24 protein-coding genes are annotated in these 24,991 nt (G+C 67.6%); 14 read left to right on the top strand and 10 right to left on the bottom strand.

What is annotated here, in order from left to right; translation table 11 throughout:
* Window positions 1-5 precede the first annotated feature (5 nt).
* From ABIB25_RS08215 to lxmK, 3 genes are all read right to left on the bottom strand, one after another.
* Window positions 6-215 (bottom strand): LxmA leader domain family RiPP, encoded by a 210-nt coding sequence (locus ABIB25_RS08215; protein ID WP_354527934.1) that lies wholly within the window; start codon window positions 213-215, stop codon window positions 6-8.
* Window positions 216-443: 228 nt separating this feature from the next.
* Window positions 444-1,496, bottom strand: coding sequence for a T3SS effector HopA1 family protein (locus tag ABIB25_RS08210; RefSeq protein WP_354527933.1), 1,053 nt, complete (start codon window positions 1,494-1,496; stop codon window positions 444-446).
* A complete protein-coding gene (gene lxmK / locus ABIB25_RS08205) occupies window positions 1,493-2,614 on the bottom strand; it encodes a class V lanthionine synthetase subunit LxmK (protein ID WP_354527932.1) in 1,122 nt (373 codons plus the stop codon). The genes ABIB25_RS08210 and lxmK overlap by 4 nt, the downstream gene beginning before the upstream one ends.
* Before the next feature lie 268 nt (window positions 2,615-2,882).
* Here lxmK and ABIB25_RS08200 point away from each other — a divergent pair, with 268 nt between their 5' ends.
* Window positions 2,883-3,050: a hypothetical protein gene (locus ABIB25_RS08200; protein WP_354527931.1), complete on the top strand. Its 168-nt coding sequence runs from the start codon at window positions 2,883-2,885 to the stop codon at window positions 3,048-3,050.
* A 54-nt stretch (window positions 3,051-3,104) separates the two neighbouring features.
* Here the strand turns inward: ABIB25_RS08200 and ABIB25_RS08195 are convergent, their stop codons facing one another.
* Together ABIB25_RS08195 and ABIB25_RS08190 are read right to left on the bottom strand one after the other, a co-directional pair.
* Window positions 3,105-3,818, bottom strand: a complete 714-nt coding sequence (locus ABIB25_RS08195; RefSeq protein WP_354527930.1) for a hypothetical protein — start codon at window positions 3,816-3,818, stop codon at window positions 3,105-3,107.
* A 162-nt stretch (window positions 3,819-3,980) separates the two neighbouring features.
* Window positions 3,981-5,516 (bottom strand): AAA-type ATPase lid domain-containing protein, encoded by a 1,536-nt coding sequence (locus ABIB25_RS08190; RefSeq protein WP_354527929.1) that lies wholly within the window; start codon window positions 5,514-5,516, stop codon window positions 3,981-3,983.
* Window positions 5,517-5,757: 241 nt separating this feature from the next.
* Between ABIB25_RS08190 and ABIB25_RS08185 the strand changes: the two genes are divergently transcribed.
* Genes ABIB25_RS08185 through ABIB25_RS08165 form a run of 5 tightly spaced genes read left to right on the top strand, consistent with a single transcriptional unit; the run spans window position 5,758 to window position 10,003 of the window.
* Window positions 5,758-6,786, top strand: a complete 1,029-nt coding sequence (locus tag ABIB25_RS08185) for an amidohydrolase family protein (protein WP_354527928.1) — start codon at window positions 5,758-5,760, stop codon at window positions 6,784-6,786.
* On the top strand, window positions 6,783-7,592 hold the full coding sequence (locus ABIB25_RS08180) for an iron-sulfur cluster assembly protein (RefSeq protein ID WP_354527927.1): 810 nt from the start codon (window positions 6,783-6,785) through the stop codon (window positions 7,590-7,592). Before ABIB25_RS08185 ends, ABIB25_RS08180 begins: the two co-directional genes overlap by 4 nt.
* Window positions 7,589-8,614: an NAD(P)-dependent alcohol dehydrogenase gene (locus tag ABIB25_RS08175; protein ID WP_354527926.1), complete on the top strand. Its 1,026-nt coding sequence runs from the start codon at window positions 7,589-7,591 to the stop codon at window positions 8,612-8,614. The genes ABIB25_RS08180 and ABIB25_RS08175 overlap by 4 nt, the downstream gene beginning before the upstream one ends.
* A gap of 28 nt (window positions 8,615-8,642) precedes the next feature.
* Complete coding sequence (locus tag ABIB25_RS08170) at window positions 8,643-8,969, top strand: putative quinol monooxygenase (protein WP_354527925.1); 327 nt, start codon at window positions 8,643-8,645, stop codon at window positions 8,967-8,969.
* 5 nt (window positions 8,970-8,974) lie between these two features.
* The gene (locus ABIB25_RS08165) at window positions 8,975-10,003 is read left to right on the top strand and encodes a proline racemase family protein (protein WP_354527924.1); all 1,029 of its coding nucleotides are present in this window, start codon (window positions 8,975-8,977) and stop codon (window positions 10,001-10,003) included.
* A 59-nt stretch (window positions 10,004-10,062) separates the two neighbouring features.
* Here the strand turns inward: ABIB25_RS08165 and ABIB25_RS08160 are convergent, their stop codons facing one another.
* Both ABIB25_RS08160 and ABIB25_RS08155 read right to left on the bottom strand, forming a co-directional pair.
* Window positions 10,063-11,766, bottom strand: coding sequence for a glycoside hydrolase family 53 protein (locus tag ABIB25_RS08160; RefSeq protein ID WP_354527923.1), 1,704 nt, complete (start codon window positions 11,764-11,766; stop codon window positions 10,063-10,065).
* Window positions 11,767-11,905: 139 nt separating this feature from the next.
* On the bottom strand, window positions 11,906-14,071 hold the full coding sequence (locus tag ABIB25_RS08155; RefSeq protein WP_354527922.1) for a beta-galactosidase: 2,166 nt from the start codon (window positions 14,069-14,071) through the stop codon (window positions 11,906-11,908).
* A gap of 277 nt (window positions 14,072-14,348) precedes the next feature.
* On the opposite strand from ABIB25_RS08155, the gene ABIB25_RS08150 reads away from it, so the two are divergent.
* The 4 genes from ABIB25_RS08150 (at window position 14,349) to ABIB25_RS08135 (ending at window position 18,792) form a co-directional block, all read left to right on the top strand.
* On the top strand, window positions 14,349-15,728 hold the full coding sequence (locus tag ABIB25_RS08150) for an extracellular solute-binding protein (protein WP_354527921.1): 1,380 nt from the start codon (window positions 14,349-14,351) through the stop codon (window positions 15,726-15,728).
* A gap of 137 nt (window positions 15,729-15,865) precedes the next feature.
* A complete protein-coding gene (locus tag ABIB25_RS08145; protein ID WP_354527920.1) occupies window positions 15,866-16,861 on the top strand; it encodes a carbohydrate ABC transporter permease in 996 nt (331 codons plus the stop codon).
* On the top strand, window positions 16,858-17,739 hold the full coding sequence (locus ABIB25_RS08140; protein ID WP_354527919.1) for a carbohydrate ABC transporter permease: 882 nt from the start codon (window positions 16,858-16,860) through the stop codon (window positions 17,737-17,739). Before ABIB25_RS08145 ends, ABIB25_RS08140 begins: the two co-directional genes overlap by 4 nt.
* A gap of 27 nt (window positions 17,740-17,766) precedes the next feature.
* Window positions 17,767-18,792 (top strand): LacI family DNA-binding transcriptional regulator, encoded by a 1,026-nt coding sequence (locus tag ABIB25_RS08135; protein ID WP_354527918.1) that lies wholly within the window; start codon window positions 17,767-17,769, stop codon window positions 18,790-18,792.
* Between the two features lie 126 nt (window positions 18,793-18,918).
* On the opposite strand, the gene ABIB25_RS08130 is transcribed toward ABIB25_RS08135, so the two are convergent.
* Complete coding sequence (locus tag ABIB25_RS08130) at window positions 18,919-19,134, bottom strand: hypothetical protein (RefSeq protein ID WP_354527917.1); 216 nt, start codon at window positions 19,132-19,134, stop codon at window positions 18,919-18,921.
* A 518-nt stretch (window positions 19,135-19,652) separates the two neighbouring features.
* Window positions 19,653-21,479, bottom strand: a complete 1,827-nt coding sequence (locus ABIB25_RS08125; RefSeq protein ID WP_354527916.1) for a DUF222 domain-containing protein — start codon at window positions 21,477-21,479, stop codon at window positions 19,653-19,655.
* A gap of 256 nt (window positions 21,480-21,735) precedes the next feature.
* Between ABIB25_RS08125 and ABIB25_RS08120 the strand changes: the two genes are divergently transcribed.
* On the top strand, window positions 21,736-23,286 hold the full coding sequence (locus tag ABIB25_RS08120; protein WP_354527915.1) for a CehA/McbA family metallohydrolase: 1,551 nt from the start codon (window positions 21,736-21,738) through the stop codon (window positions 23,284-23,286).
* A gap of 31 nt (window positions 23,287-23,317) precedes the next feature.
* On the opposite strand, the gene ABIB25_RS08115 is transcribed toward ABIB25_RS08120, so the two are convergent.
* Window positions 23,318-23,803 (bottom strand): SRPBCC domain-containing protein, encoded by a 486-nt coding sequence (locus tag ABIB25_RS08115; protein WP_354527914.1) that lies wholly within the window; start codon window positions 23,801-23,803, stop codon window positions 23,318-23,320.
* Here ABIB25_RS08115 and ABIB25_RS08110 point away from each other — a divergent pair.
* From ABIB25_RS08110 to ABIB25_RS08100, 3 genes are all read left to right on the top strand, one after another.
* Complete coding sequence (locus ABIB25_RS08110) at window positions 23,803-24,084, top strand: YciI family protein (protein ID WP_354527990.1); 282 nt, start codon at window positions 23,803-23,805, stop codon at window positions 24,082-24,084. The genes ABIB25_RS08115 and ABIB25_RS08110 overlap by 1 nt on opposite strands.
* Window positions 24,085-24,191: 107 nt before the next feature.
* Window positions 24,192-24,359: a hypothetical protein gene (locus tag ABIB25_RS08105; protein WP_354527913.1), complete on the top strand. Its 168-nt coding sequence runs from the start codon at window positions 24,192-24,194 to the stop codon at window positions 24,357-24,359.
* Window positions 24,360-24,532: 173 nt separating this feature from the next.
* Window positions 24,533-24,979, top strand: a complete 447-nt coding sequence (locus tag ABIB25_RS08100; protein ID WP_354527912.1) for an RNA polymerase sigma factor — start codon at window positions 24,533-24,535, stop codon at window positions 24,977-24,979.
* The last annotated feature ends 12 nt before the right edge of the window (window positions 24,980-24,991 follow it).

Raw genomic sequence — 24,991 nt, 5'->3', positions numbered from 1 at the left:
TGGGATCAGCAGCCCAGGTGGTAGGTGGCGCCGACCGATGCGCCCGACACGGCGCTGGCGCACCACCACGAGCTGGCGACGCTGACCGCGACCGAGGCCACGCAGACCGGGGTGGTGGCCGGCGCATCGGCGGCGGCACGGACGTCCAGCTGGTCGGCCGAGGTGTACGCCTCATATCCGGCGACGAGCTCGAAGATGTTGGCTGTCTGGTTCATGGCAGATCTCCTTTGGTGGGTGAACTTGGTCTGGCTGGGCCGCCAGACAGGACGCACGCGCGCGTTCGTGTGTCCTGCACGGTGGCTCGGTCCGGTGTTCGGATTTTTCGGTCGGGCTTCCAGGTGCGCTCGGCGGGTTCTCAGAGGTGCGTGGCGGTGCCTGCAGAGGTGCGTGGTGGTGCCTGGAGAGGTGCGTGGTGGTGCTTTCAGAGATGCGTGGCGGCGCTTTCAGAGGTGCACGTGCGGAGTGTCGGTGTTTCGCCACGGGTGGTCGGGATCGATGCCGGCCGCGAGGGCCATTCCGGTCAGGACCGTGGCGAGATCATCGGTGTGATCGGCGGTCTCGATCAGGGCCCCGGCGGCAACCAGCGCCCGGTGCTGGCCGAAGCTCAGGCCGGGGCGGGTCGCGTCGGAGGGTTCGGCGGCCAGCGCGATGCCACGACCGAGGCGCTCGGCGAATCGGGAGGTAGCGGCACCCCGGAGCTCGTCGGGTGACCGCTCGACGGCAGCCACGAGTTCGGCAAGAGCCGGCCAGGACTCCTTCGGCAGGTAGACCACGATGGAGTCCTGCCGGGGGTAGAAGGCACTGCTGGACAGCACTTTCGCCCGGTAGGCCAGATCGGCCGCGTGCAGGTGGTCGATCGTCAGGCCCCAGAGTGTCACGGCGTCCTGTGCTGTCCGTGCGTGCAGGTACAGGCGGAGCAGCGGCTGGGTGCTGCTGGTGGCGCCCCGGGCTCCGTCGACCAGGTAGAACCCGGGCGACAGTGTGGGCCGATGAGCCGAGACCCTCAGCGGCACCACCGCTCCCACCGGCGAAGGACGACCGTCGTTGACGGCGTCGAGTGGAGCCCAGACGCGGAGTCCGGCGTGCTCGATGAGCACGGTCCCCTCGGGACCGGGGCGGGGAGCCGGCCGGACCAGGAGTGCCGGTCCGCTCGTGTAGCGGTGCCCGACCTCCTTCCCGAGCAGCGCTTCCATCGACTCGTCGCGCTGTGGCCGCTGATGTCCGGCGTCGTCTGCCGTTCGCCCCGCGTGCAGATGGTCGTACAGGGCCACCGAGAGTTGTGATCGCAGCTGACGTTCCGTCTCGGCGGTGATCCGATGACCGCCCACCGATGCGCCACGGCGGTCCTCGTCGACGGTGATGTCCTGCAGGGTGGCCAGGTACTGGCCGGCCCCGTTGCCGGGTGTGCTCCGGGTCGGAGCGTCCGTAGTCCGCCCACGGGCGGTGTTCCCCGCGGCGGTGTTCCCTACGGCGGTGTTCCCTACGGCGGTGCTCACCGCAGGTCCGTCAGGCCGATGACACCGGAGAATCGTTCGGGCTGCAGCAGAATCGATCGACCGACACCTGCAGCGGCCCGTTCGATACCGGCGAGTCTGGCCTGCCAGTGGCTGCCGGCCATCAGCCGGTCGAGCATGTGCCAACCGGCGAACGCGGCCGACCGGACGTGCAGCATCGGATCGGTCGGTGTCCGTTCGTCGCGATAGGCCCGCCAGAACGCGACGATCAGCGGGCGTAGTGCCGAGATCCGGCGGGCGCCCCGTTCGAGGATCTGCTGGTGGTCGAAACTACCCGCTGCATCGGTGAAGTCGCCGCGCGTGGTGACGATGTCCAGGATCGCGCGATACATCCACTCGCCGGCGAAGGCACCGATGTCCCTGGCCGGATCGGCGAGCCGGAATTCTTCCCAGTCGGTGATCCAGAGGGCGCCGTCGGTGATCATCACCTGGTCGACCCGGAAGTCGCAGTGGGCCGGGGTGCGAGGTGCGTCGCGCTCCCATCCGTCCAGCCGGTGCAGCGCGCCGATCAGATCCTGGTCCTGCTGCATCAGCCGCCAGGCCTCGATCTCGCCGGCCGAGAGCGTCTCGACGACGCCGAGCGGGAGGCCGTCGAGCCAGGGCAGCGGGGGCAGCAGGGGCCGGCTGGTGTCCGGTTCGTCGTCGGCGGAGTGGGCAAGGCCGTGCAGCCCGGCGAGCGCGTGCCCGACCAGGGCTGCATGGCCCTCGTCGAACTCCTCCAGGATCATCAGTTCGGCGCCGCTTCGTCCTTCGCTGATCTGCTCGAAGAGCACGACTGCCGGGTCGTCGTGGGTGGCCAGCAGCGCCGGGGTGCGGAAGCCCAGGGCGCCCGGGTCCAGGACACGCAACCGCTCGAACGACCGGATCCTGGCGAGCCGGGCGGCGACGTCCGTCCGGTGCCCCTCGAGGCGCTTCACGAACAGCGCGATGCCCTCGGACGTGCGGCCCGACCAGATCTGGTTCCGTCCGATCGGGCTGGTGATGGTGGCCGCGTCCAGGGTGCTGTACCCCCAGCCGGCCAGCATCGACTCGACCTGGGCCGGCAGTGGTGCGGTGGTCGGGGTGCTCTCGACCACCTGTCGTTCGAGAACGTCGGTCATCGCTACGCCTCCGGAGATGATCCCGGGCGGTGCCGACATCTGATTCGATCTGCAGTGCCCGAGAGTGGTTGATGAACAACCGATTTCGAATCTGCAGAGGCGATGGATGCTGGGCCGCCGGTGGTATGGAAGACGTTAGGGGCGGCCGCCGGGCCGGATCAAGCGTTTGGCACTTTGCTGCCAAAGGTCCCCATGTGACGCGTCGACCCGGCAGGCTGACTCCCACGGGCCGATCGAGGCCTCCGGACGAACGAGGGAGTGGGTTGTGATGGGACTTGCACAGAGCGCAGTTCAGTTGGTGGCCGGGGTCATTGCCGGAGGTGCCATCGCGATGGCACCACCCGAGGGTCCGGTGACCGGTGTGGAGGGTGCTGTTCAGGTGGTGGTGGAGCTGGACCTCATCAAGCATCCGATCTGTCTGATCTGTTGGCTCTGAACGTTTCGGCGATTCTCGGACCCCGCTCGGCAAGCCGAACAGGCGTTGCCCGGCCTACAGCCACCCGGCCTCTGCGGCTTTCACGCCGGCTTCGAAACGGCTGGATGCGTTGAGCAGTTCCAGGACGGCCGCCACCCGGCGGCGCACGGTTCGTAGCGAGACCCCGAGCTGGTGGGCGGCTGTCGCATCGGTGACACCGGACGTGAGCATTGCCAACGTTTCCCGGATGACCTCCTCCGACAGCGAGTCCGACCGGGCGTCTCCGATCGCCCGGCCGCTCTTCCACAAGGCCGCGAACTGGGCCACGAACGTTTCCACCATCACAGGTTCGGTGATGAACAGCGCCGCGCCGCCGGCCGCTCCCGGTTCCGCGGCCACCACCACCAGGGCCCGATCGATCACCACGGTGCGCGACGGCAGCAGTGGCCGGACCCGGACTGCCATCCCCTCCGCGGCGAGAGCCGCGAGATAGCCGAGGATCTCAGGTCGGCGGGCCGCCTCGGTGTGGTACATCGCCCTGGTGAGGACGCCCGAGGCCAGGATGGCCATGTCCGCGTCCCAGGAGCTCATCATCGCGGCCAACGGGATGTCGGCGCTGGGCACGATGCTCAGCAGTTCGCGGGACGGGCCGGCAAGATCGAGCCGCCGGGCGATCTCGGCGGGATCCTCCACCCGCTCCATGCCGACCCGTGGGCCGTGTTCGGCGGCCAGTTCGGCCAGACGTGTGAGCGGGTCAGGGCCCTGCTGATGGCTCTGCCTCTTGGTCACCCCGCGCTGTGTCCCCTCGGATGTCGTGGCACGGCCGGCCGCGCTCCTCGGAGAAGTCTACGGATAGCGACCATCGGTCCACGGATGTCGGCCGTGCAGAGGTGCGGTCATCCAGGTGGACCGGTGGTTCGGTCGAACCGATGGCTCGGTTCGATCGGCCGCTCAGGTGGCCCGGCCGGGCAGGCGGATGTCGTACTGGGCGATCTTGCGGTAGACGGTGGCCCGGCCCATGCCGAGTTTCGCGGCGGCCTGCGCCACCGTGGCGCCGGGCTCGGTCAGGCAGCGGATGATCTCGTCCCGTTTCATGCTGTCCAGCCGGTTCAACGGGCGTGCCGTCCCACTGAAGACCTCCGGCGGCAGGTGACGGGTGTCGACGATGTCGGTGCGGGCGGCAGCCTGTCGGGCCACCCGCTCGAGCTGGGTGACGTTGTCCGGCCAGTGGTAGGTCGTCAGGGCGCGGATGGCCATCGGGGTGAACACCACCTCTCGGTGACGTTCCTGACGAGCGAAATATCTTGCGAGCGGGAGGATGTCATCGGTACGGCTACGCAGCGGGGGAGCCTCGACGACAGTGTCGACCAGCGCCCGGAGGCCCTTCGGGATCGAGGCGAAGTCGGCGGCCGTCAGCACAAAACCCTGCGGCCTGCCCGGCTGCCGTCGGCAGTCGGTCAGTGCCGTCGCCAGTTCGTCGGCCGACCACGCCGGGAGGCTCTCGACATGTGCCACCAGGACGCAGGTGTCGGCATGGCGCAGCTCCGGAGTCCAGAGTGCAAGCCAGCTCTCGAGCTCCTCCGGGGCCGGGGGCCGCACGCTCAGCAGGCGCTCGCGGTGCGAGATCCGCCGCCGCGCCGTCGAGGCCAGCGCGGATTTTCCCGCCCCGGATTCGCCGACCACGACCACCACCTGCCCGGCCGACATGGCCCGTTCCGCCGCGGTGATGGCATCGTTCCAGGCTCGGGATCGGGCGCCATCGGTGCCGGCCGCATCGCCGCTGTCGGAATGGACGTGGGAACAGACCCTGGCGACCTCCCCGCGGGGTGCGGGCCGGGGCCGCCCACCGGTGGCCCGCAGCAACATCAGATGCGAGGTGTTGCTGGCCGCCGACTGGGCCAGGGCCAGCAGCAGCTCCGCCGAGGTGTCGGCCCAGGTCGTCAGGTTGACGCTGCCGGCGAGGTCCCCGGTCAGCGGGTCGAGGACCGGCACGGCAGCGCACGTGTAGCCCTGCAGGTCGCTGCAGTAGTGGTCGCTGCCCCGGACCAGGGTCGGAGCGCGGTCGGCCAGCGAGAGCCCGAGCCCGTTCGTGCCGGCGTTGCGCTCGGTGAAGAAGAAGCCGGGCGCGAGATGGACCTTGTCCAGCGATCGATTGATGGCCCGGTCGTTGCAGAGTCTGGTCAGCACCAGTCCGTCACGGTCGGCGATCATCAGGCTGACCGGTTCTCCTGCGAGGGTCGCGTGCAGCCCCTCGAGCACCTGCAGTCCGCACTCGTAGAGCAGCGAGCCGGTGTCGAGCGAGCCGGTGAAGATCGGCTCGACGTGCTCGGGGGAGACGCCGTAGCTTCGGCTCCGCTGCCACGAGGCCCTGACCCGCGACGCGACCGAACCCGACGCCACCGGACCGGTCGTCAGGTGATCGGAAGGCCCGGCCGAGGTGAACAGCCCGGATAAAGGCAGATCAGCGGCCTGCGCCTGATCGGCCATGTGCCTACCGGATGAGTTCCGGCGATCACCCACCACGAACCTCCACGAATGCCGACGGCGGCACCTTTTCGGCCACCGTACTCCGCCTGGCCTGCGGTCCCGGGGCCGGAATGACGAGGGATGTCCCGGGCGCGGTGGCCGCCAGGTTCTCAATTTGAGACACCAAAGGGGTGCCGGTACCGCCCGAACATGCCTACGGTCCAGTAAGGGCGTGATCCAGCTCACTGACCATGGAGGATTCATGTACAGCAAGGACGGCCAGGACTATTTCATCGTCGACAGCCACGTGGCGCTGTGGGACGCACGAGAAGCCAACCAGCGCAACATCCACGGCAAGCAGTTCATCGACTGCTTCTACGACTACCACCGCAACCTCAGCCCGGAGTCGGAGGTGTGGTCGTACGAGGAGTACCTGTACCAGGGCGGTCAGCGGTTGATGAAGGACCTGTTCACCGACGGCTACGTCGACCATGCGATCTTCCAGCCGGCCAACCTGGGCGAGTTCTACCACAACGGATTCGGCCAGACGCAGGAGGCCTTCGAGCTGACCCAGGCGAACCCGAAGAAGCTGACCTACAACCACCACTTCGACCCGCGCAACGGGGAGCAGGGCCTGATCCAGCTGCGCGAGGACGCTGCGAGGTTCAACCTCAGGGGCGTGAAGCTGTACACGGCCGAGTGGCACGGCGAGTCCCGCGGGTGGAAGCTAGACGACCCCTGGGCCTACCGGTACTTCGAGGCCTGCCGCGAACTGGGCATCAAGAACATCCATGTCCACAAGGGACCCACCATCCGGCCATTGGACCGCGATGCGTTCGACGTCGCCGACATCGACAAGGTGGCCACCGATTTCACGGATCTCAACTTCATCGTCGAGCACTGCGGTCTGCCCCGCCTCGAGGACTTCTGCTGGATCGCCACCCAGGAGCCGAACGTCTACGCCGGCCTCGCCGTTGCCATGCCGTTCATCCACAGCCGCCCGCGGTATTTCGCCCAGATCATGGGTGAGCTGCTCTACTGGGTCGGCGAGGACAAGATCATGTTCAGCTCGGACTACGCGATCTGGACCCCGAAGTGGCTCATCGAGAAGTTCGTCGACTTCGACATCCCGGCAGACATGACGGAGTACCCGGCGCTGACCACCGACGCCAAGAAGAAGATCCTCGGGCTCAACGCGGCGCGTCTGTACGACCTCGAGGTGCCGGCCGGCCTCGAGGTGCAGGTTCCGGCACAGCCGGAAGCAGAGGTTGCCGTCGGAGCCTCGGCATGACGGCGGTTCTCGCCCGGGACTCCACGCTGCTCGGCGCGGTGAACACCGCGCTGAACACGGTGATCGACCCCGAGTTGGACGAGCCCATCACCGATCTCGGGTTCGTGCAGTCGGTGGAGATCGACGGCGGCGACGTGATCGTGCACCTGCGGTTACCGACGTCTTTCTGCTCGCCGAACTTCGCCTACCTGATGGCGTCGGATGCCAAGGACGCGATCGGGCAGCTGCCGTGGGTGCAGCGGGTGGTCGTCCAGCTGGACGACCACCACGACTCGGACCTGATCAATCGCGGTCTGGCCGCCGATGCCGGTTACGTCGGCACCTTCGGCCACGAGGCGGAGAGTGATCTCGACGAACTGCGGACCACGTTCCGACGCAAGGCCCACACGGCGGCGATGGAGCGCTGCCTGACGGCGATCCTGCGGGCCGACACGTCGTTGACCGAGCAGGATCTCTGTTCGCTCACGCTGGCCGACCTGCCGGCGGAGGATCGTTTCGCCGTTGCGCTGCAGAGCCGTCGGGTGGCCATCGGCCTCCCGATGCATCCCGCCGCGCTGGTGTTCGTCGACGACCAGGGAAACGGGTACCCGCGGGAGGACGCCGTCCTGCGGCTGCGCCGTGCCCGCTCCACCCGGATCTCGGTCGACGGCAACGCTCACTTCTGCCGCGGTCTGCTCGTCACCCGTTATCCCGGTTCCGACGGGGACCAGACCCCGCGCGTACAGGGCGACGCACCGGATGATCCCGCCGGACTGTCCCGGCCGCCCGCCCGTTCACTCCTACCGCTGAAAGTGGTCTCGTCATGAAGGCAGTGCAGGTGGTCGGCTACCACCAGAACCTGGAGATGAAGGACGTCCCCGCGCCGGAGGTGACCGGCCCGCACGACGTCATCGTGAAGGTCGGAGGGGCCGGAGTGTGCCGCACCGACATCCACATCCTCGAGGGTCAGTGGGCCGAGAAGTCCGGCGTCGCACTGCCCTACACGATCGGTCACGAGAACGCCGGCTGGGTGCACGCGGTCGGCGGCGCGGTGTCGAACGTCGCCGAGGGCGACAAGGTCATCCTGCATCCGCTCATCACCTGCGGGTTGTGCCGGGCCTGTCGATTCGGCGACGACGTGCACTGCGAGCAGTCGGCGTTCCCGGGCATCGACACGTCGGGTGGCTACGCCGAGTATCTGAAGACCTCGGCGCGCAGCTGCGTCAAGATCGACGACTCGCTCGAGCCGGCCGACATCGCCGCGCTTGCCGACGCCGGACTCACGGCCTATCACGCCGCGGCCAAGGCCGCGCGGAGGCTGCATCCGGGTGACCGCTGCCTGGTGATCGGCGCCGGTGGTCTCGGGCACATCGGGATCCAGGTGCTCAAGGCCATCTCGGCGGCCGAGATCATCGTGCTCGACCGCAATCCCGACGCGGTGAAGCTGGCCGTCTCGATCGGTGCCGACCACGGCATCGTGGCCGACGGCACCCAGATCGCGCAGGTGCTCGAGCTGACCGGTGGTCACGGCGCGGAGGCGGTCATCGACTTCGTCGGTGAGGGCGGTTCGACGCACGAGGGTGTCCAGATGCTGCGCCGCGCAGGCGATTACCACGTCGTCGGATACGGCGAGGACATCGTCATCCCGACGATCGACGTCATCTCGACGGAGATCAACTTCATCGGCAACCTGGTCGGCTCTTACAACGATCTGGTCGAGCTGATGGCGTTGGCTGCCCAGAAGCGGGTCGAACTGCACACTGCCAAGTACTCGCTCGACGACTTCCAATCCGCTCTGGACGATCTCGGTGCCGGGCAGATCCGGGGTCGTGCGATCCTGGTGCCGTGAGTGCGTCTGGGCGAGAGGAAAGAAACAGATGATCTTCATTACTGCGAAGTTCCAGGTCCTGCCGGAGGACGCCGACACCTGGATGGACATCGCCGGTGAATTCACTGCGGCCACCAGGGCCGAACCCGGTTGCCTGTGGTTCGACTGGTCGCGCAGCATCGACGACAGCAACGAGTACGTGCTGGTCGAGGCGTTCCGGGACGGCGACGCCGGCGGCGAGCACGTCAACTCGGCCCACTTCCAGAAGGCCCGGGAGACCCTACCGCCGCACCTGGCCAGCACGCCGAAGGTCGTCAGCACCTCGGTGGACCAGGGCGACTGGTCCGAGCTCGGGGAACTCGCGGTCAACCGGTAGCGGTGATGCGCGAGGTCGGCGTGATGCGCGAGGTCGGTGTGGTCGACTACCACACGGCTGGTGAGCCTTTCCGGATCGCGATCAGCGGGGTGCCGCCGATTCCCGGGTCGACGATCCTGGAGCGGCGGGCCTTCGCGCAGACGTCGGCGGAGGTCGATGCGGTCCGGCAGCTGCTGGTGAACGAGCCGCGCGGTCACGCCGACATGTACGGCGGATTCCTGGTGCCGCCCGACGATGGCGGCGCCCATCTCGGCGTGTTGTTCTGGCACAAGGACGGGTACTCGACCGCCTGTGGCCACGGCACCATCGCCCTCGGCTGCTGGGCGGTGGAGAACGGTGTGGTGGCAGGGGATCCGGACGGTGACACCGAGGTCGTCATCGATGTCCCGTCGGGCCGGGTGACCGCCAGGGTGACCAGTCGCAGCGGTCGGGTGCAGGCAGTGGCCTTCCGCAACGTGCCGTCCTACGTGGTGGCCACCGGCGTCGAGGTCCAGACCGCCCGGGGCGTCGTGCGGGCCGACGTCAGCTACGGCGGTGCGCTCTATGTATCGGTATCGGCTGCATCCGTTGGCCTCTCGGTGACAGCAGCGCACTATCCGGAGCTGATCGCGCTCGGGCGCGAGGTCAAGTGGGCCCTGAACGACAGCGAGTGGGCCCGGCATCCCAGCGACTCCCGACTCGACGGCATCTACGGGACCATCCTGTTCGACGACCTGGGGCGCAACGAATCCGGGCCACACCAGCGCAACGTCACGGTCTTCGCCGACGGCGAGGTGGACCGATCACCGTGCGGCTCGGGCACTTCTGCGCGATTGGCCCTGCTGGCTGAGCGGGGCACGGTCGCCGACGGTGAGATCCTCACCCACGAATCGATTGTCGGGACCTTTTTCCAGGGCCGGATCGTCGAGCCGGTGACCAGCGACGGCCGGGCCGCCGTCGTCACCGAGGTCAGTGGCAGTGCCTACCGGACCGGCACTGCCACCTTCACCCTCGATCCTCGCGACCCGCTCGGCACCGGCTTCGTCCTGCGCTGAGAGCTGTTGCTGCGTCGACACATCGCCCTGACAGCTGGTGCCCTGCCCATCGCAACCTCTCAGTGGCCGCCGGGGTCCGGGGCGAAGTGGGCCATGGCGGGGAGCGGGCGACCCTTCCAGTCGAAGACGGCCTGGTTCTCCCACGCGTCGCCGGTGGTGGGATCGGTCGGGTCCCAGCCCGAGCCGACCACCGAGGTCCAGGCCGGCTCCCAGTAGACGGTCCCCAGTCCGCGGCCGCCGGGTGCCGAGGCGACGACATCCTGGATGGCCCGGAAGTTCGCAGCCTGCCCGGCCGGGGTGGCCGGGTAGCCGGGAATGAGCTCGGCGGCACTCTCGATGACGTTGGCGTACGGCGAGTTCGGGTTGTCCTCCAACGTCCACGGGTAGGCCGTCTCGAGGATCATCACGTCCCGGTCGTATCGGCTCGACAGCGTCGTGACGGCCGACTGGAGATCGCGCAGGCTGCCGTGCCAGTAGCTGTAGTAGGACAGCCCGATGACGTCGAACGGCACCTGCTGGGCAACGGCCTGGTCGAACCACCAGGTGAGCGAGTCGATCCCGTTGTTGATGTTGGTCAGGTGCAGCAGGACCTTGGTGCGCGGGCTGATCTTCTTGACCGCCGTCGCGCCGGCCGTCAGGAACGCACCGAGGTTCGCCCACTGGGCGCCGGTGACCGAATCAGTGGTGTCCACGTCCCAGGTCTGTCCGAGCGGCCAGAGCATGCCCGGGTTGATCTCGTTCCCGACCTGGACGAAGTCCGCGACGATACCCCGTTTCCGCAGAGCGCCCAACACATCGAGCGTGTGCTGGTGGACTGCGGCGGTCAGCTGAGCGGCGGTGAAGTTCTTCCAGGCGGCCGGCGGGGCCTGGTGGCCCGGATCGGTCCAGGTGTCCGAGTAGTGGAAGTCGACGAGCAGCTGCATCCCCGCCCGCTTGATCCGGCGTGCCATCGTGACGACGTGGGCCAGATCGTTGTAGCCGTCGGCCGGGTCGACCCAGACCTTGAGCCGCCCGACGTTGGCACCGGCCGCGGCCAGGATCAGCTCGGGTGCCCGGCGCCGGCCCTGTGCGGTGTAGTACAGGGCACCGTGGTCCTCGTTCTTGGGTACCGAAGACAGGTCTGCGCCGCGGATCTCGCGGGAGACCTTGCCGTACCGGGCGGTGACGTCGTCGATGGTCGCCCACGATCCGCCGGGCGCCCTGGTGGTCAGGCTGAGCGTGGCCGACCGCCCGCAGATCCGGGCGGAGACGACCAGATACACCCAGCCGTCGTCTTGTTCGGTGTTCGGGACGGTCACGGCGGCGTGGGATTCCGCGGCGTGGGTTGCGGAGGCGTGGCCGCGGGATCTGGGCAGGGGATCGGACAGACGCAGGGAGGTGGTGCCCAGGGCGCCGCCGGACTTGACCCAGGCTCCGACGGTGAGCCAGCCCGGCCGGAGTCCGGTCAGTTGCTGCGAGGTGGTTGCGGTGTAGGCGGTCTCGGACCAGTGGGTCAACCGGAACCCGGTGCCGTCCCGCCCGCCGGCGTCGAGGTGGGCAGCGCCGGCGGTGCCCGACGTCTTCCACCCCGTCAAACCGTTTTCGAAGGCTCCATTGACGACGGCCGGGGCTGGGGGTCCTGCGGGGGCCGTGCGATTCGTCGGAGTGGCCGGGGCCGCATCGGCCGCGTTGCCGCCGAACAGCACCAGGCCCGCTGCCGCGCCGGTGGCGCCCATGGCTCCGAGGAATTCGCGTCGACCGAATGTGGATCGTCTGCTGTGCATCTTCGTCCTCCTTGACGTCGTGCTGGGGTTGCGAGGTGCTGGGGTTACGTCCTGCAGAGTGATCGCTATAGCGATCACTCCGCAGGACGCAGCGGGGTGTGCGGGTGGGGTGTGCGGGTGGTGCGGTGGTGCAGGCAGTTCAGTGCTGCTGCCGGATGACGATCACCTGGGTGGCCGGCACCGGCACCGAGTGCTCGTGCCGTTCGCCGCTGATCACGTCGGTACCACTCAGCGGTACGTCGACGGGTTGATCCGTGTGGTTCAACAGGAAGTAGAACGTCTGGCTGTGGTCGCGGCGGGTGACCATCTCCAGTCCGTGGGGCAGACCGGCTACCGGGGTCACGCCGGCCGCCGCGTAGAGCGGATCCATCACCAGGGCAAGCGATTCCGGATCCAGCCGGGTGGCCAGGTACCACGCCGACCCCTGGCCGATCCGCCGGCGCGTCAGTGCCGGGCGACCGGCCGCCGGACCGTCGGTGAAGGTGCCCAGGATCTGGGTGGCCGGGTCCGTCAGGACGAGCCGATCCGCCCAGACGTCGGCAGAAGCGTTCTGGCCCCACAGATCCAGCGCGACATGTTGCCCCTGCGCGAGCGGCGCGAACTCCTGGACGCTGATCCCGAGCACCTCGCCCACCGGCCCGGAAAGACCTTGGGGGTGCACGGCGTCGTGGGCATCGACCACACCGGAGAAGTAGGAGACGAGCAACTGCCCCCCGCCGGTGACGAAGGTGTCGAGATTGTCCGCAGCGTCCTGGTCCAGCAGATACACCTGGGGCACGATCACCAGCTTGTAGCCGCTGAGATCAGCGGTGGGATGAGCGAAGTCGACGGTGACGTTGTCCTGCCACAGGCGGGTGTAGAACGCGATGGTGCGCTCGCGATGGTCGAGGTCGACACTCGGGTGCCAGTCCAGATCCTGCGCCCAGAACGATTCCCAGTCCCACAGCAGCGCGACCTCGGCGGTGACCGTCGTGCCGCGGACATCGGCGAGTGCCTTGATGGTGCGGCCCAGGTCGACCAGTTCCGTCCACTGCTCGCTGTTGGTGCCCGCATGCGGCAGCATCGAGGAATGGAACTTCTCGGCACCTGATCGAGAGCCCCGCCACTGGAAGAACAACGCGGCGTCGGCGCCACGAGCGATGTGCGCCAACGAGTTCCGGGCCATCTCGCCGGGTTCCTTCGCGAGGTTGCGTGGCTGCCAGTTCACCGCCGAGGTGGAGTGTTCCATCAGCATCCACGGGCGGCCGCCCGCCAGCGAGCGGGTGAGGTCGGCGTCCATGGCGAGCAGCACGTGCCGGTCCGTACGCTCCGCGGTGAGGTAGTGGTCGTTGGACACCACATCCACCTCGGGCGCCCAGCCCCAGAGGTTGACCGATGGACAGTTGGTGGCCATGAAGTTGGTGGTCACCGGCTTGTCCGCCGACCAGGTGCGCAGGATGTCCCGCTCCCGCAGGTAGCAGCTGAGCAACTGGTGATCGCAGAAACGCTGGTAGTCGAGCTGCTGGGCCGGGTTGATGACGGAGGCAGAGGCTGCGGGGGTGCGGATCTCGTCGAGCTCACCGTAGCGCTGGCCCCAGAAGTTCGTGCCCCACGCGTCATTGATGGCATCGAGGGTGTCGTAGGTGAGCAGAAGCCATTCCCGGAAGGCGATCTGGGACTGCTCGCAGTGACACTGCGACACCGGCGCTCCGTACTCGTTGTGCACGTGCCACATCAGCACGGCGGGGTGCGCGGAATAGCGCTCGGCCAGTGCGGTGGTGATCCGGGCCGAGGCCGCGGCGTAGGCCGGCGAGCTGGGGCAGCAGATGCCGCGGGAACCGGGGCCGAGGCGTCGGCCGTCGGCATCGACGACCCACGATTCGGGCTGGGCCCGGTAGAACCAGGCAGGGGGAGCCGCGGTGGGCGTTCCCAGGTCCACCGAGATGCCGCCGTCGTGGAGCAGATCGAGAATGCGGTCCAGCCAACCGAAGTCGAATACTCCGGGGCGTGGCTCCAGTCGGACCCAGGCGAAGATGCCGACGCTCACCAGGTTGACGCCGGCCGCCTGCATCAGCCGGATGTCCTCCGGCCACACGGATTCGTCCCATTGCTCGGGGTTGTAGTCGCCGCCGAAGGCGAGGCCGGCCACCTTCGGCCACGGGCGTTCGGACGGTGCCGCCTTCGCCGACACGTCGGCGTTCCGCCCGCCCGCCGGTTTCGCGCCACCGTTCTCGTGGGTGTCGCCGTCGTCCACGGCAATCCCACCGTCGTCGGCGGATATCGCCGGGATGGGTGGTACGGGCCGGATCGTCGTCTCGAGCGACATGGATCTCCTTCGATCATCAGGGTGTGGCGTCGGGGTCGGGAGGCGATCGCCGGGACGTCATGCAGCGCTCGTTCTGAACCGAGAATAGGCCAGGGAATGTGTTCGGTCCCAAGCCCCAAACCGGAGTGAGCCCCACTTAAACACGAAGAACTGGGGCTTGACAAGGACGGGTTCTTGTTCCAAAGTGGGACCGGTCACAGGCACATCGAGGTGCGGAAGCTACCTCTGCCCCCATGCGTCGCCGGTCCGGCGGCGTCTCGCTCCCAGGAGGACTTCCATGCGATTGATCCGGAAACCGCTGACGCTGGCGGTCGGTGTCCCCGCCCTCGCAGCCGTGCTGATTTTGTCGGCCTGCTCGAGCAGTTCGACCGGTTCCGCCGCCCAGAGCTCGGCGCCGGGTGCGGCCTCCTCAGGGGCCTCCAGTCCCGCAGCCCCGGCGGGAGGGACCGGCGCCAAGGTCGATCTGAACTTCTGGAGTTGGGCGCCGAACGTCGACAAGGTGGTGGCGATGTGGAACGCCAAGAATCCCGACATCCAGGTCACCGTCAACAAACAGGACGGCGGAGATCCAGCGGTCACCAAGTTGCTGACCGCCATCAAGGCCGGAAGCGGGGCCCCGGACCTCATGCAGGCGGAGTACCAGAAGATCCCCACCCTGGTGTCCGCCGACGCCCTCACCGACATCTCGAAGAACATCGACCCGGCACTCAAGAACGACTTCCCGGAGTCGGTCTGGAATTCGGTGACCCTCGGCTCGCAGGCCGTCTACGCCGTGCCGCAGGATTCGGGGCCGATGGAGTTCTACTACCGGGCTGACATCTTCGCCAAGTACGGACTGACACCACCGACCACCTGGGACGAGTACGCCGCCGCTGCCGAGAAGTTGCACGCGGCCGATCCCAAGCTCTACCTCGGCACGTTCTCGGCCAGCGACGCCGGATGGTTCACCGGTCTCACCCAGCAGGCCGGCGCCTCGTGGTGGGGCATCGACGGTGACTCCTGGTCGGTCGCCATCGACTCGGCCGCCAGCCAGAAGGTGGCCTCCTACTGGGGCGGACTCGTCGCCAAGGGCGTCATCGACAACAAGCCGATGTACACCCCCGCCTGGAATGCGGCGCTGAACAATGGCACGCAGGTCGGCTGGGTCAGCGCCATCTGGGCGCCGAGTGTGCTCGTCGGCAATGCCGCGTCCACCGCGGGCAAGTGGAAGATGGCACCGTTGCCGCAGTGGGACCCGGCGAAACCGGCCACCGGCAACTGGGGCGGATCGGCGACCGCGGTGACCAGTCAGTCCAAGCACGTCGCAGAGGCGGCCAAATTCGCCGCGTGGATCAACAGCGACCCGACCGCTACCCAGGCGCTGGCCAGCGTGATGGGTGTCTACCCGGCGTCCACCTCGGCCCAGAAGACCGCTCTGACCAAGCCGCCGGCGTTCTTCTCCAACCAGGCCGACTTCTACGCGGTAGCCAGCAAGATTGCCGCCACTGCAGCACCTTTCACCTACGGACCGAACGTCAACGTAGCCTTCAGCGCCTACAACGACCAGTTCGGCAAGGCAGCACAGGCCAAGTCACAGCAGGGGTTCCTCACCGCCCTCACTGCGATGCAGGCCGCGACTGTCGCAGACATGAAGAACACCGGCTTCTCCGTCAAGTAGCACCCGCTCCCCCGTGCCTGGACAGCCCAGTCCGAATAGCACTGTCCGAATAGCCCAGTCCGAATAGCACTGTCCGAATAGCACTGTCCGAATAGCACTGTCCGAATAGCACTGTCCGACCGTCAGGAGTTGTGATCATGGTTGCGCCTGCCCTTTCCGCCACACCGCTTCCATCAGAGGCGGTCTCACCCGCGATCGGCTCGGCTGCCGGCAGTTCCCGCCGCGGGCGGTGGCGCGGGGCGGGCGCACCCTGGGCCTTCCTGGCCCCGGCCATCGTGCTCTTCGTGGCCTTCCTGGCGGCACCCATCGGCTACACGCTGTACCTGAGCCTGCGGTCGAGCAAGGTCAGTGGGCTCGGTCTCGGGCTCGGCTCGCGGCGCGAGGTCTGGGCGGGGCTGGAGAACTATCGACAGGCACTGTCAGATCCGGATTTCCTGTCCAGCGTGGGGCGGGTCGCGCTCTACGGGCTGCTGCTGGTACCGACCATGATGGGGCTGGCTCTGCTGTTCGCGCTGCTGCTGGACTCCAGCCGCAGTCGGGCCACCGGCTTCTCCCGCATCTCGATCTTCCTGCCCTATGCGGTGCCGGCCGTCATCGCGTCACTGCTCTGGGGTTTCCTGTATCTCCCGGACGTCAGCCCGTTCGTCTTCGTACTGCAGAAGTTCGGCATCACGGCGCCGGATGTGCTGTCCTCCGGCGGGATCCTGTTCGCGGTGGCCAACATCGCCCTGTGGGGTGGCACCGGGTTCAACATGATCGTGCTCTATACATCGCTGAAAGCCATCCCGGCCGATCTATCGGAAGCCGCCATGATCGATGGGGCGTCCGAGGTCCAGATCGCCTGGCGCATCAAGATTCCGATGGTGATGCCCTCGCTGGTGATGACGTTCATCTTCTCGCTGATCGCCACCCTGCAGGTCTTCGCCGAACCGATGACGCTCAAGCCGCTGACGAACACCATCTCCAGCACGTGGACGCCGTTGATGAAGGTCTACCGGGATGCGTTCACCCGCAACGACATCTACTCCGCAGCGGCGACCTCGGTGATCATCGCCCTGGCCACGATCGCACTGTCCTTCGGATTTCTCAAGCTCGTCGGGCGACGGGCCTTCACCCAGGAGTCAGGACGATGACCACCCTCACCACCAAGGACGTGTCGGCCCCTTCGACCGTGAAGCGTTCCCGGCGCTCGTCACCGCTGGCCACCACCGCGCTGCTGATCGGGGCCGCCTACTGCCTGATCCCGGTGCTCTGGGTGCTCATCGCCTCGACCAAGAGCGCCAGCGAGTTGTTCTCCTCCTTCACCTTTGCCCCATCAACACACCTGTTCGACAACATCGGCGAACTGAGTTCCTATCGGGGCGGCCTGTACTGGCGGTGGATGGCCAACACGCTCCTCTACGCCGGCGGCGGTGCTGCGCTGTCGACGGTGGTGTCCGCGATGGCCGGGTTCGCGTTGGCGAAGTACTCGTTCCCCGGCAAGAACATCGTCTTCAACGTCATGCTGGCGGGTGTACTGGTGCCCGGCGTGATCCTGGCCATCCCGCAGTATTTCCTGCTGGCCAAGGTCGGCATGACGAACAGCTACCTCTCCGTCCTGCTGCCCAGCATCCTGAGTCCCTATGGCATCTACCTGGCCCGGATCTTCGCCGGGGCAGCGGTTTCCGACGATGTACTGGAGGCGGCGCGCGCCGAAGGGGCCAGCGAGGGAAGACTCTTCTACAGCATCGCGCTGCCGATGATGCGGACCGGAATGGTCACCGTCTTCCTGTTCCAGTTCGTCGGGATCTGGAACAACTACATGCTGCCCTACATCATGCTGGGTGACGACAGACTGTTCCCGATCACTGTCGGGCTGTCGGGGCTGCTGAACCAGGGGGCAAGCCAGCCGGCCCTCTACACCTCGGTGATCACCGGTGCACTGCTGTCCATCCTGCCGCTGATCGCGCTCTTCTTGGCGCTGCAGCGTTACTGGCAGGTCGACCTGTCGGCCGGTGCGGTCAAGGGGTGAACACCGGACGCGAGCGAGAAGGTCGTAATGTCAGTCGATGTGGAACCAGGCAAGGGTCGTAAGCGGCCGACGATCCGTGATGTCGCCCGTGAGGCCGGTGTCTCGCGTGGAACGGTCTCGCGTGTCCTCAACGGCGGCAACCTGGTCAGCCCGTCGGCGCTGGCTGCCGTCCGAGATGCTATGGCGCGCAGCGGTTATCAAGCCAACCCGCATGCCCGTTCGCTGAAATCGGGGCGAGCCGACTCGGTCGCGTTCCTGCTCACCGAGCCCCAGCACCTGCTGTTCGAGGATCCCAACTTCGCGGTGTTGCTGCGTGGCGCCGCGGCCGCCCTCGCTGATCGGGACTGTTCGCTCGTGCTGATGTTGGCCGGGACCAAGACCGAACGTCGGCGCACGGTCGACTACCTGACCAACGGCCACGTCGACGGCGTGCTGCTGGTGTCGAGCCACTCCGGTGACACGTTGGCGCGGGAGTTGCTCGCCGCTGGCGTGCCCGTCATCGCGTGTGGGCGTCCACTGGGTCTGGAACGTCGACTGGGCTATGTCGCGGCCGACGACCGGCAGGGGGCCAGGCACATCACCGAGCACCTGCTCGAACGCGGCCGCCGGCGGATCGCGATGATCACCGGCCCGATGGATACGTCCGGCGGAGTTGATCGGCTCGAGGGGTACCGATCGGCCCTCGGGTCGCAGTTCGACGATCGGCTGGTGGTGCACGGTGACTACTCGAGGGCGAGTGGCGCAAGGGGCATGGAGGACCTGTTGGCGCAGACCCCTGACCTGGATGCGGTGTTCGTCGGGTCCGACCTGATGGCCTCCGGAGCTCTCGCCGTGCTGGACGGGAAGCGGATCTCGGTGCCCGGCACGATCGCGTTGGCCGGTTTTGACGACTCCGGCCTCGCAGAGACGTTGAACCCGCCACTCACCACGGTCAATCAGCCGTTGGACACGATCAGCCGGGAGATGGTGCGTCTGCTGATGGATGTCGTCGGCGGAGGTACGGCACTGGGGATCACCGTCCCGACGACCGTGGTCGTTCGGGGGAGCACCTGACGGCGGAGCCTGGCCGCGCTTGAAGATCCGAGGAGTCTGGGCCGGGTCAGGCTGCGCGCTGATGAGGTTCTGGGCTGGTCAGACTGCGCGCTGGTCAGACTGCGCGCTGGTGGGGCTGTGGGCTGGTCAGACTGCGCGCTGGCTGCGGAACTGGCCCAGGTATTGGGCGGACCGCAGGGTGATGTCCCCGGTGGTGGGGCCGGTCGCGGTGGTGATGCCCCCGGTGGTCGTGCCGTGGGTCGATTCCCACCGCGCGAGGACCGTCTCGGCGCGAGCGTCGGCGTCCGCGCGGCGACGGTCCAGTTCGGCGAGGTGCGTGAGCAACTCTTCGCGACTGATCATCTGATCTCCATCGGGCCGGGTGGTGCATTGTGCGATCCGTCGACAGTGACGCTGGTTCATGAGATATTCGTGTCAACCTGTATGGCGGATGGGTGCATCAGGTCACTTTCTACCCGAAAGGAATCGACGGCTCCGTCAGATGCACTCCTATGCACAAAGTAGCAGGGCATCACTCGTCGTTGCGCGAACCCGAGGTCACGTCGAGAGACAGACCTGCGTCCATGTCGGAGCGGGTGCGCCGGCCTACCGATCAGGCCTGGAAATCTGTTCATCTTCGGTGGGTAGCTTGAGGCCGTGCAGCCGAGGCAACTTGATCAGACGTGCCCCATCTGCGGTGAGCCGTTGGTCGTCATGGAAGAACTTCACCCGTCGGTCGTCGATCTGGGCCGGTCGGTGTGGGTCGCGATGACCGCGCCCGTCTGTCGCAACGGGCACGAGTTCGCGCGAGTCCGACTGCACCAATTTCCGGCGGCCAGCTCACCCACGGCGGTGACGGCTGCGTCCGGACATCGCTGAGATCAGGTCTCACACGTCGGTAGCCGTGGCTGGTACCGCTCCGATACCGGTTCCGGGTCTCCTGGCATCACCGAATCCGTGGCCCGCCCGGTTGCCCGAACGGGGCTGTTCGGATCGGTTGGTGGTGTCGGGTCTGGTTCGGGTGTCGGGCCGGTTGGTGGTGTCGGGTCTGGTTCGGGTGTCGGGTCGGGCCAGTTTTCTGCCGGCAGGGGTGGGTCGGGGGTGGTGTAGGTGTGGCCGGTGGGGGTGGTCCATTGGTTGGTGTGCGGGGTGGTGCGGGTGCTGTGGTGGCCGGCGTGGGTTTTGGCGCGGTGGTCGCCTCGGCATTTGTTGTCCAGGTTGTGGGCGGCGGTCGGTCCTGATGGTGCGGGTTGCAGGTGGTCCAGGTCGCAGCGTCGGCCGGGGACGGTGCAGATGGGGTTGGTGCAGGTGCCGTCGCGGAAGGTGAGGGCGTGGCCGAGTGTGCGGGAGGGGAACCGGCCGAGTTCGGTGGTGGCCAGCAGGTTCCCGGCCTGGTCGGTGAGCAGCTGGTAGAACAGGGTGCCGGGTTGGTGGGCGTAGTCGCGGATGGTGTCGGCGGGGATGAGGGCGGAGCGGTCGGCGAGTTGGCCGGGGGTGTCGGTGTAGCCGAACAGCGATTGGATGGTGATGATGACGCCGATGGTGACCGGCAGCGGCCGCGCGGGGTGCGGTTGGGGGCAGGGGGTGATGACGGGCCGGCCGGGGCGTTCGGGGTCCCGCGGCTGGGTTGCCGGGCCGCCTGGACCGGTGCCGGGTAGCGCGGGGTCGGCATGGTCGGCATGGTCAGCGGGGTATGTGGTGGGTTGGTTGCGGGGGTCGGGGCGGAACGCCGACGGCGGCAGGTCCCACTCGTCCTGGACGGCAACGTCCTGCGCGGTCGTGTCTTCGAGGTCGGCACCTTCAGGCGCAGCGTCGTCGGGGACCTTGCCGGCGTCCGGGCCGTCGCTGCGCTCGTCGACTGCGTCCTCGGCCTGCCCGGCCTGCCCGGCCCGCTCGGCCCGCTCGGGGTCGTCGACCTCGACCTCGTGGGTCTCCTCCTCGTCGTCTTCGACAAATTCGTCGTCTTCCCAGGCGACGTGGCAGCCGTTGCTGACCCGACCCAACACCAGATCGACCAGCACATCGGCGCGGCGCTGCGCCCAGGTCCGCCGATCACCCGGCTCCGCCAACCCCGCCACCGCGTTCAACACCTGATCCACCGCATCGGCATCGACCGCCGAGATCGCCGCCGACAAGAACGAGATCCCATCGACATCGGGCCGGACCGAGACGTACCGGTCGGCGAAAGACCGCCGCAACCGCTCGTTCGTCTGATCCGGTTCGACCTTCGCGACGAACTCGTTCAACCAGCGACCCAGCAGCTCCGCGGTCTTGCACGTCGCCACCGGCACCACCAACAAATTCAACAACCGTTTCGAGGAGTCCCGGGTCAGCCGCAGCAACGCACTGCTGATCTTGCCCGCCCGGCGCAGGTCCACATCCCCGGCCAGCCACGCATCCCACACCTGCGGCGCCTCCTCCTGCAGCCGCCGGGTGATCCCCATCGTCCGCTGCACCGAAAACTTGGTGACCTTCACCGCCAGCCCGATCTCCGTCGCCGCGAACTCGCCCGGCTCGTACCGCGCCGAGATCCCCACCCCGGTGCGGTCGGCGATCCGCCGAACGTCCACATCGTGGCGCAACGCGGCGAACTGCACCATCAACTCCGCCTGCCGCGCCTGCGCACAGGCCAGAACCCGCTGCTGGCAGGACAACTCATCAACCAACGCAGCCGCCCGCTCGGCCTGCACATCGGTGGCTGTCCCCATACCAAAACCCTAGACCGGACCACCGACAGTCACTCCAAGTCAGCAACCCGATACGAACAGGCGTCTCGGGATCGTCACCATCATCTGCAGCAGCCAACGATGGCAGCGGCAGCCGACGATGGCAGCGGCAGCCGACGATGGCAGCGAGAGCGACGACCGGAGGAGAGCGACGATTCAACCGCGGTCCGCGCAGTTCGACGACAGTCGGCCGTCCGCCGGTTGCCCGGTGTTCATTCGCGGGGCGAACAGTGGCGGGGTGACCAACACACCTTCCCGCCGGACGTTCCTACAAGCGGCAGCAGTCACGGGGGCGTCAGCGGCGCTGACCCTGGCTCCCCTCCACTTCGCCGATGCGACTCCGATACCCACCAAGGGCACCAGGACGGCGACGATCTCCGGCCATCTGGAACCGGGTGCGGCGGACTGGGTCTACCTGCCGATCGAGGTTCCGTCCGGTGTGGCTGAGATCGCGGTTTCCTACCGCTACAGCAAACCCGCGGTCCCGTCCGGAACGCTCGGCAACTCCTGCGACATCGGGATCTTCGACCAGCGCGGCACCCGCTTGAACAGCCGTGGTTTTCGGGGGTGGTCCGGTGGGTTCCGAACCGAATTCACCATCGCCGCTGACGCGGCTACTCCCGGCTACCTCCCGGGGCCGGTCCGTCGCGGCACCTGGCACGTCATCCTCGGTCCATACCAGGTGAGCCCGCAGGGTTTGGACTACTCGGTGACCGTCACGCTCACCTTCGGCCCCGATCGGGCGCCGGCCTTCGCGCCTCGCTACCCACCGCAGTCGATCAGGGGGACCGGACCGGGTTGGTATCGCGGCGACAATCACCTGCACACGGTCTATTCCGACGGGAGGCGTACGCCGGACCAGGTGGCGGCCGGTGCTCGGACCGCGGGCCTCGACTTCATCTCCACCACCGACCACAACACGTCGTCCTCGCATCCGGTCTGGGGACCGCTGTCCGGTGACGACCTGCTGATCATCACCGGGGAGGAAGTGACCACCCGGAACGGCCACGTGCTGGCGCTGGGGCTGCCACCGGGCCAGTGGGTGGACTGGCGGTACCGAGCGGTCGATGACGACTTCGACGCAGTCGCCCGGATGGTCCGCCATGCCGGCGGCATCGTCGTCCCTGCACATCCCTACTGCCCCTACGTTGGTTGTCGATGGAAATTCGGGTACGCCTCCGCCGATGCCATCGAGGTGTGGAACGGACCGTGGACATTGGACGATGAATTGTCGGTCGAAACCTGGGATGCCCAAATGGTTTCCGCAGCGCACGGCCGAGGTGGTTGGCTGCCGGCGATGGGTAACAGCGACGCCCACAGCGAGCCGCAGGTCATCGGGCTCCCGCAGACTGTCGTGTACGCCGACCGGCTGTCCCGTGACGCGCTGCTCGCCGGGATCGCCGGTGGTAGAAGCTATCTGGCCGAATCCAGATCAGTCGTGCTGGCCATGACCGCCGCGTCCGGGCGCCGGTCCGCCGGCATCGGTGAGTACCTGGGCGCCTCCGCGGCGGCGGCGGTGACCGTCACGGTGCAGATCAGCGGGGTCCCGAACGCAACTGTCCGGCTGATCACCGACGAGGGACAGATCCTGCAGACTTGGCTGACATCCTCCGGGACCGGCACCATCACCTGGACGACCACACCGCAGAACTCGGCGTATGTGAGAGCCGAAGTGCGGCATCCACTTCCCGACGGCACCCCGGGTAGCGGCACCTCGATCGACACGGTCCCGACGCTCGGCCCGATGGCCGCCATGACCAACCCCGTCTGGCTGGGGCGTGCGACCTGACCCCCTCCGGACCCTCGAGCAACTGACCGCCCTATCCGGCCGGCTGGTAGAGCCGTGTGCCGGTCTCCAGGACAGACTTGAGGCCCGAGAGGATCGACACCCAACCGATTTCCAGGTCGGCCGCAGCGGCGGAGTCGGGAAGCTCGTCATGGGTGCACGAGAGAAAGGTGACTCCGGGCATCGGCATGAAAGGATCGAAGCCGGCGAAGGTGACCCTCGATTCCGGAAGCGCTGCCACGTCCGGTGCCCAGGGGCCATTGAAGCTGGTGCTCAGTCGCCTTCCCGGCTCGACGGAGAGGATTTGACCCGTGATCTTGTCGAAACCGCCTCCGGTGTAGCGATAGCTGGATGCCTGCTTCAGATGACCGCAGTCTGCGGAGAATCCGAGGTAGTACGCCGGAGTGGCCGCAGGGTCGGTCAGCGCATTCCAGACCTGCTCAGGCGTGGCTCGGATCGCGAGCTGGATCTTCTGGGCCGTCTGCGTCGCGGAGTGTCGACGAGAGGGGTTGCTGTGCAATACATGATTCTGGCGATGGGGGACCGGGCAGCGTTTGTCGACCGGGAGGATCCCAGTCGCGCGCCGGGCTACTGGGCGCCTGGTCGGGTTACCTCGCCGATCTCACCGCGGCCGGTCTGCTCGTCGATGCCGGCGGACTCCAGCCCCCGTCGTCGGCGACGACGGTCAGGGTGCGCGACGGGCGACGAGTGTTGCAGGACGGGCCCTTCGCCGACACCAAGGAACAGCTCGGCGGCTACTTCCTGATCGAGGTCGAGAATCTGGACATCGCCCTCGACTGAGCCTCCCGCTGCCTGTGTGCAGGGGAGGGATCGGTGGAGGTGCGCCCGCTGCTGCCGCCGCGGAGCGGCTGATGCACGACGCCTCCAGCCGCCGCGACACTGCAGGTGTGGCAGCTGCTGTCGCCCGGGAGTCGTCCGCCCGGCTGGTGGCCTATCTTGCGTCGATGACGGGGGACCTGGCGGCCGCCGAGGTTGCTTTCGGTGAGGCGTTGCTGTCCGCTCTGACCGTATGGGCAGAACATGCGTTCCCGATCGGCCGGAGTCGTGGCTGCTGACCGCCGCTCGGCACAACCTCATCGATGTGGCCCGCCATCGGGATGTCGCCCGCCGTGCCATGCCGGGGGTCGCCAGGCCGATCCAGGAGAGGGCAGCGATAGAAATCGACGAAATACCCTACAGGCGCTTACATCTCATGTTCGCGTGCGCCCACCCGGCGATCGATCCCAGCATGCACAGTCCCTTGATCCTGCAGGCAGTGCTCGGCGTCAGCGCCGACCGGACAGCGGAGGCCTTCCTGGTGCCGGGGAAGACGATGGGGCAGCGCCTGGTGCGGGTGAAGGCCAAGATCTTGCAGGCCGGCATTCCTTTCGAGCTGCCGTCCCGGTCCCGCTTCCCCGATCTACTTCCGGACGAACCGGAGGTGCGCGGGATGCTGGCGCTGCACCTCGGGATCGAGGCCCGGAGCGCGGCCCGGCGCGATGGCGACGGTCAATTCGTAGACGTCGGCGATCGCCGGTTTGTACGACGGACTGGCGGCGATCCATCCGACCGTCGGTGGGTTGGTCGCCCGGGCTGCGGCGCGCTGGGAAGCCTTCGGGCCGCAGGCTGCGCTCGATCTGCTCGGCCAGTTGCCGTCCGCGGATGTGCAGACCTGCCAACCGTGCTGGGGTCCTGATGACTCATTGCC

The sequence above is a fragment of the Nakamurella sp. UYEF19 genome (assembly GCF_040546275.1).
GTDB lineage: Bacteria > Actinomycetota > Actinomycetes > Mycobacteriales > Nakamurellaceae > Nakamurella.
Note: the sequence above shows the minus strand (reverse complement) of the source record. Positions and strands in the feature narration are given on the sequence as shown.

Coding starts and splice junctions, on each gene's coding strand:
- ABIB25_RS08215 (WP_354527934.1), bottom strand. CDS start 215: ATGAACCAGACAGCCAACATCTTCGAGCTCGTCGCCGGATATGAGGCG.
- lxmK (WP_354527932.1), bottom strand. CDS start 2,614: ATGACCGACGTTCTCGAACGACAGGTGGTCGAGAGCACCCCGACCACC.
- ABIB25_RS08200 (WP_354527931.1), top strand. CDS start 2,883: ATGGGACTTGCACAGAGCGCAGTTCAGTTGGTGGCCGGGGTCATTGCC.
- ABIB25_RS08190 (WP_354527929.1), bottom strand. CDS start 5,516: ATGGCCGATCAGGCGCAGGCCGCTGATCTGCCTTTATCCGGGCTGTTC.
- ABIB25_RS08185 (WP_354527928.1), top strand. CDS start 5,758: ATGTACAGCAAGGACGGCCAGGACTATTTCATCGTCGACAGCCACGTG.
- ABIB25_RS08180 (WP_354527927.1), top strand. CDS start 6,783: ATGACGGCGGTTCTCGCCCGGGACTCCACGCTGCTCGGCGCGGTGAAC.
- ABIB25_RS08175 (WP_354527926.1), top strand. CDS start 7,589: ATGAAGGCAGTGCAGGTGGTCGGCTACCACCAGAACCTGGAGATGAAG.
- ABIB25_RS08170 (WP_354527925.1), top strand. CDS start 8,643: ATGATCTTCATTACTGCGAAGTTCCAGGTCCTGCCGGAGGACGCCGAC.
- ABIB25_RS08165 (WP_354527924.1), top strand. CDS start 8,975: ATGCGCGAGGTCGGCGTGATGCGCGAGGTCGGTGTGGTCGACTACCAC.
- ABIB25_RS08160 (WP_354527923.1), bottom strand. CDS start 11,766: ATGCACAGCAGACGATCCACATTCGGTCGACGCGAATTCCTCGGAGCC.
- ABIB25_RS08155 (WP_354527922.1), bottom strand. CDS start 14,071: ATGTCGCTCGAGACGACGATCCGGCCCGTACCACCCATCCCGGCGATA.
- ABIB25_RS08150 (WP_354527921.1), top strand. CDS start 14,349: ATGCGATTGATCCGGAAACCGCTGACGCTGGCGGTCGGTGTCCCCGCC.
- ABIB25_RS08145 (WP_354527920.1), top strand. CDS start 15,866: ATGGTTGCGCCTGCCCTTTCCGCCACACCGCTTCCATCAGAGGCGGTC.
- ABIB25_RS08140 (WP_354527919.1), top strand. CDS start 16,858: ATGACCACCCTCACCACCAAGGACGTGTCGGCCCCTTCGACCGTGAAG.
- ABIB25_RS08135 (WP_354527918.1), top strand. CDS start 17,767: ATGTCAGTCGATGTGGAACCAGGCAAGGGTCGTAAGCGGCCGACGATC.
- ABIB25_RS08130 (WP_354527917.1), bottom strand. CDS start 19,134: ATGATCAGTCGCGAAGAGTTGCTCACGCACCTCGCCGAACTGGACCGT.
- ABIB25_RS08125 (WP_354527916.1), bottom strand. CDS start 21,479: ATGGGGACAGCCACCGATGTGCAGGCCGAGCGGGCGGCTGCGTTGGTT.
- ABIB25_RS08100 (WP_354527912.1), top strand. CDS start 24,533: ATGCACAGTCCCTTGATCCTGCAGGCAGTGCTCGGCGTCAGCGCCGAC.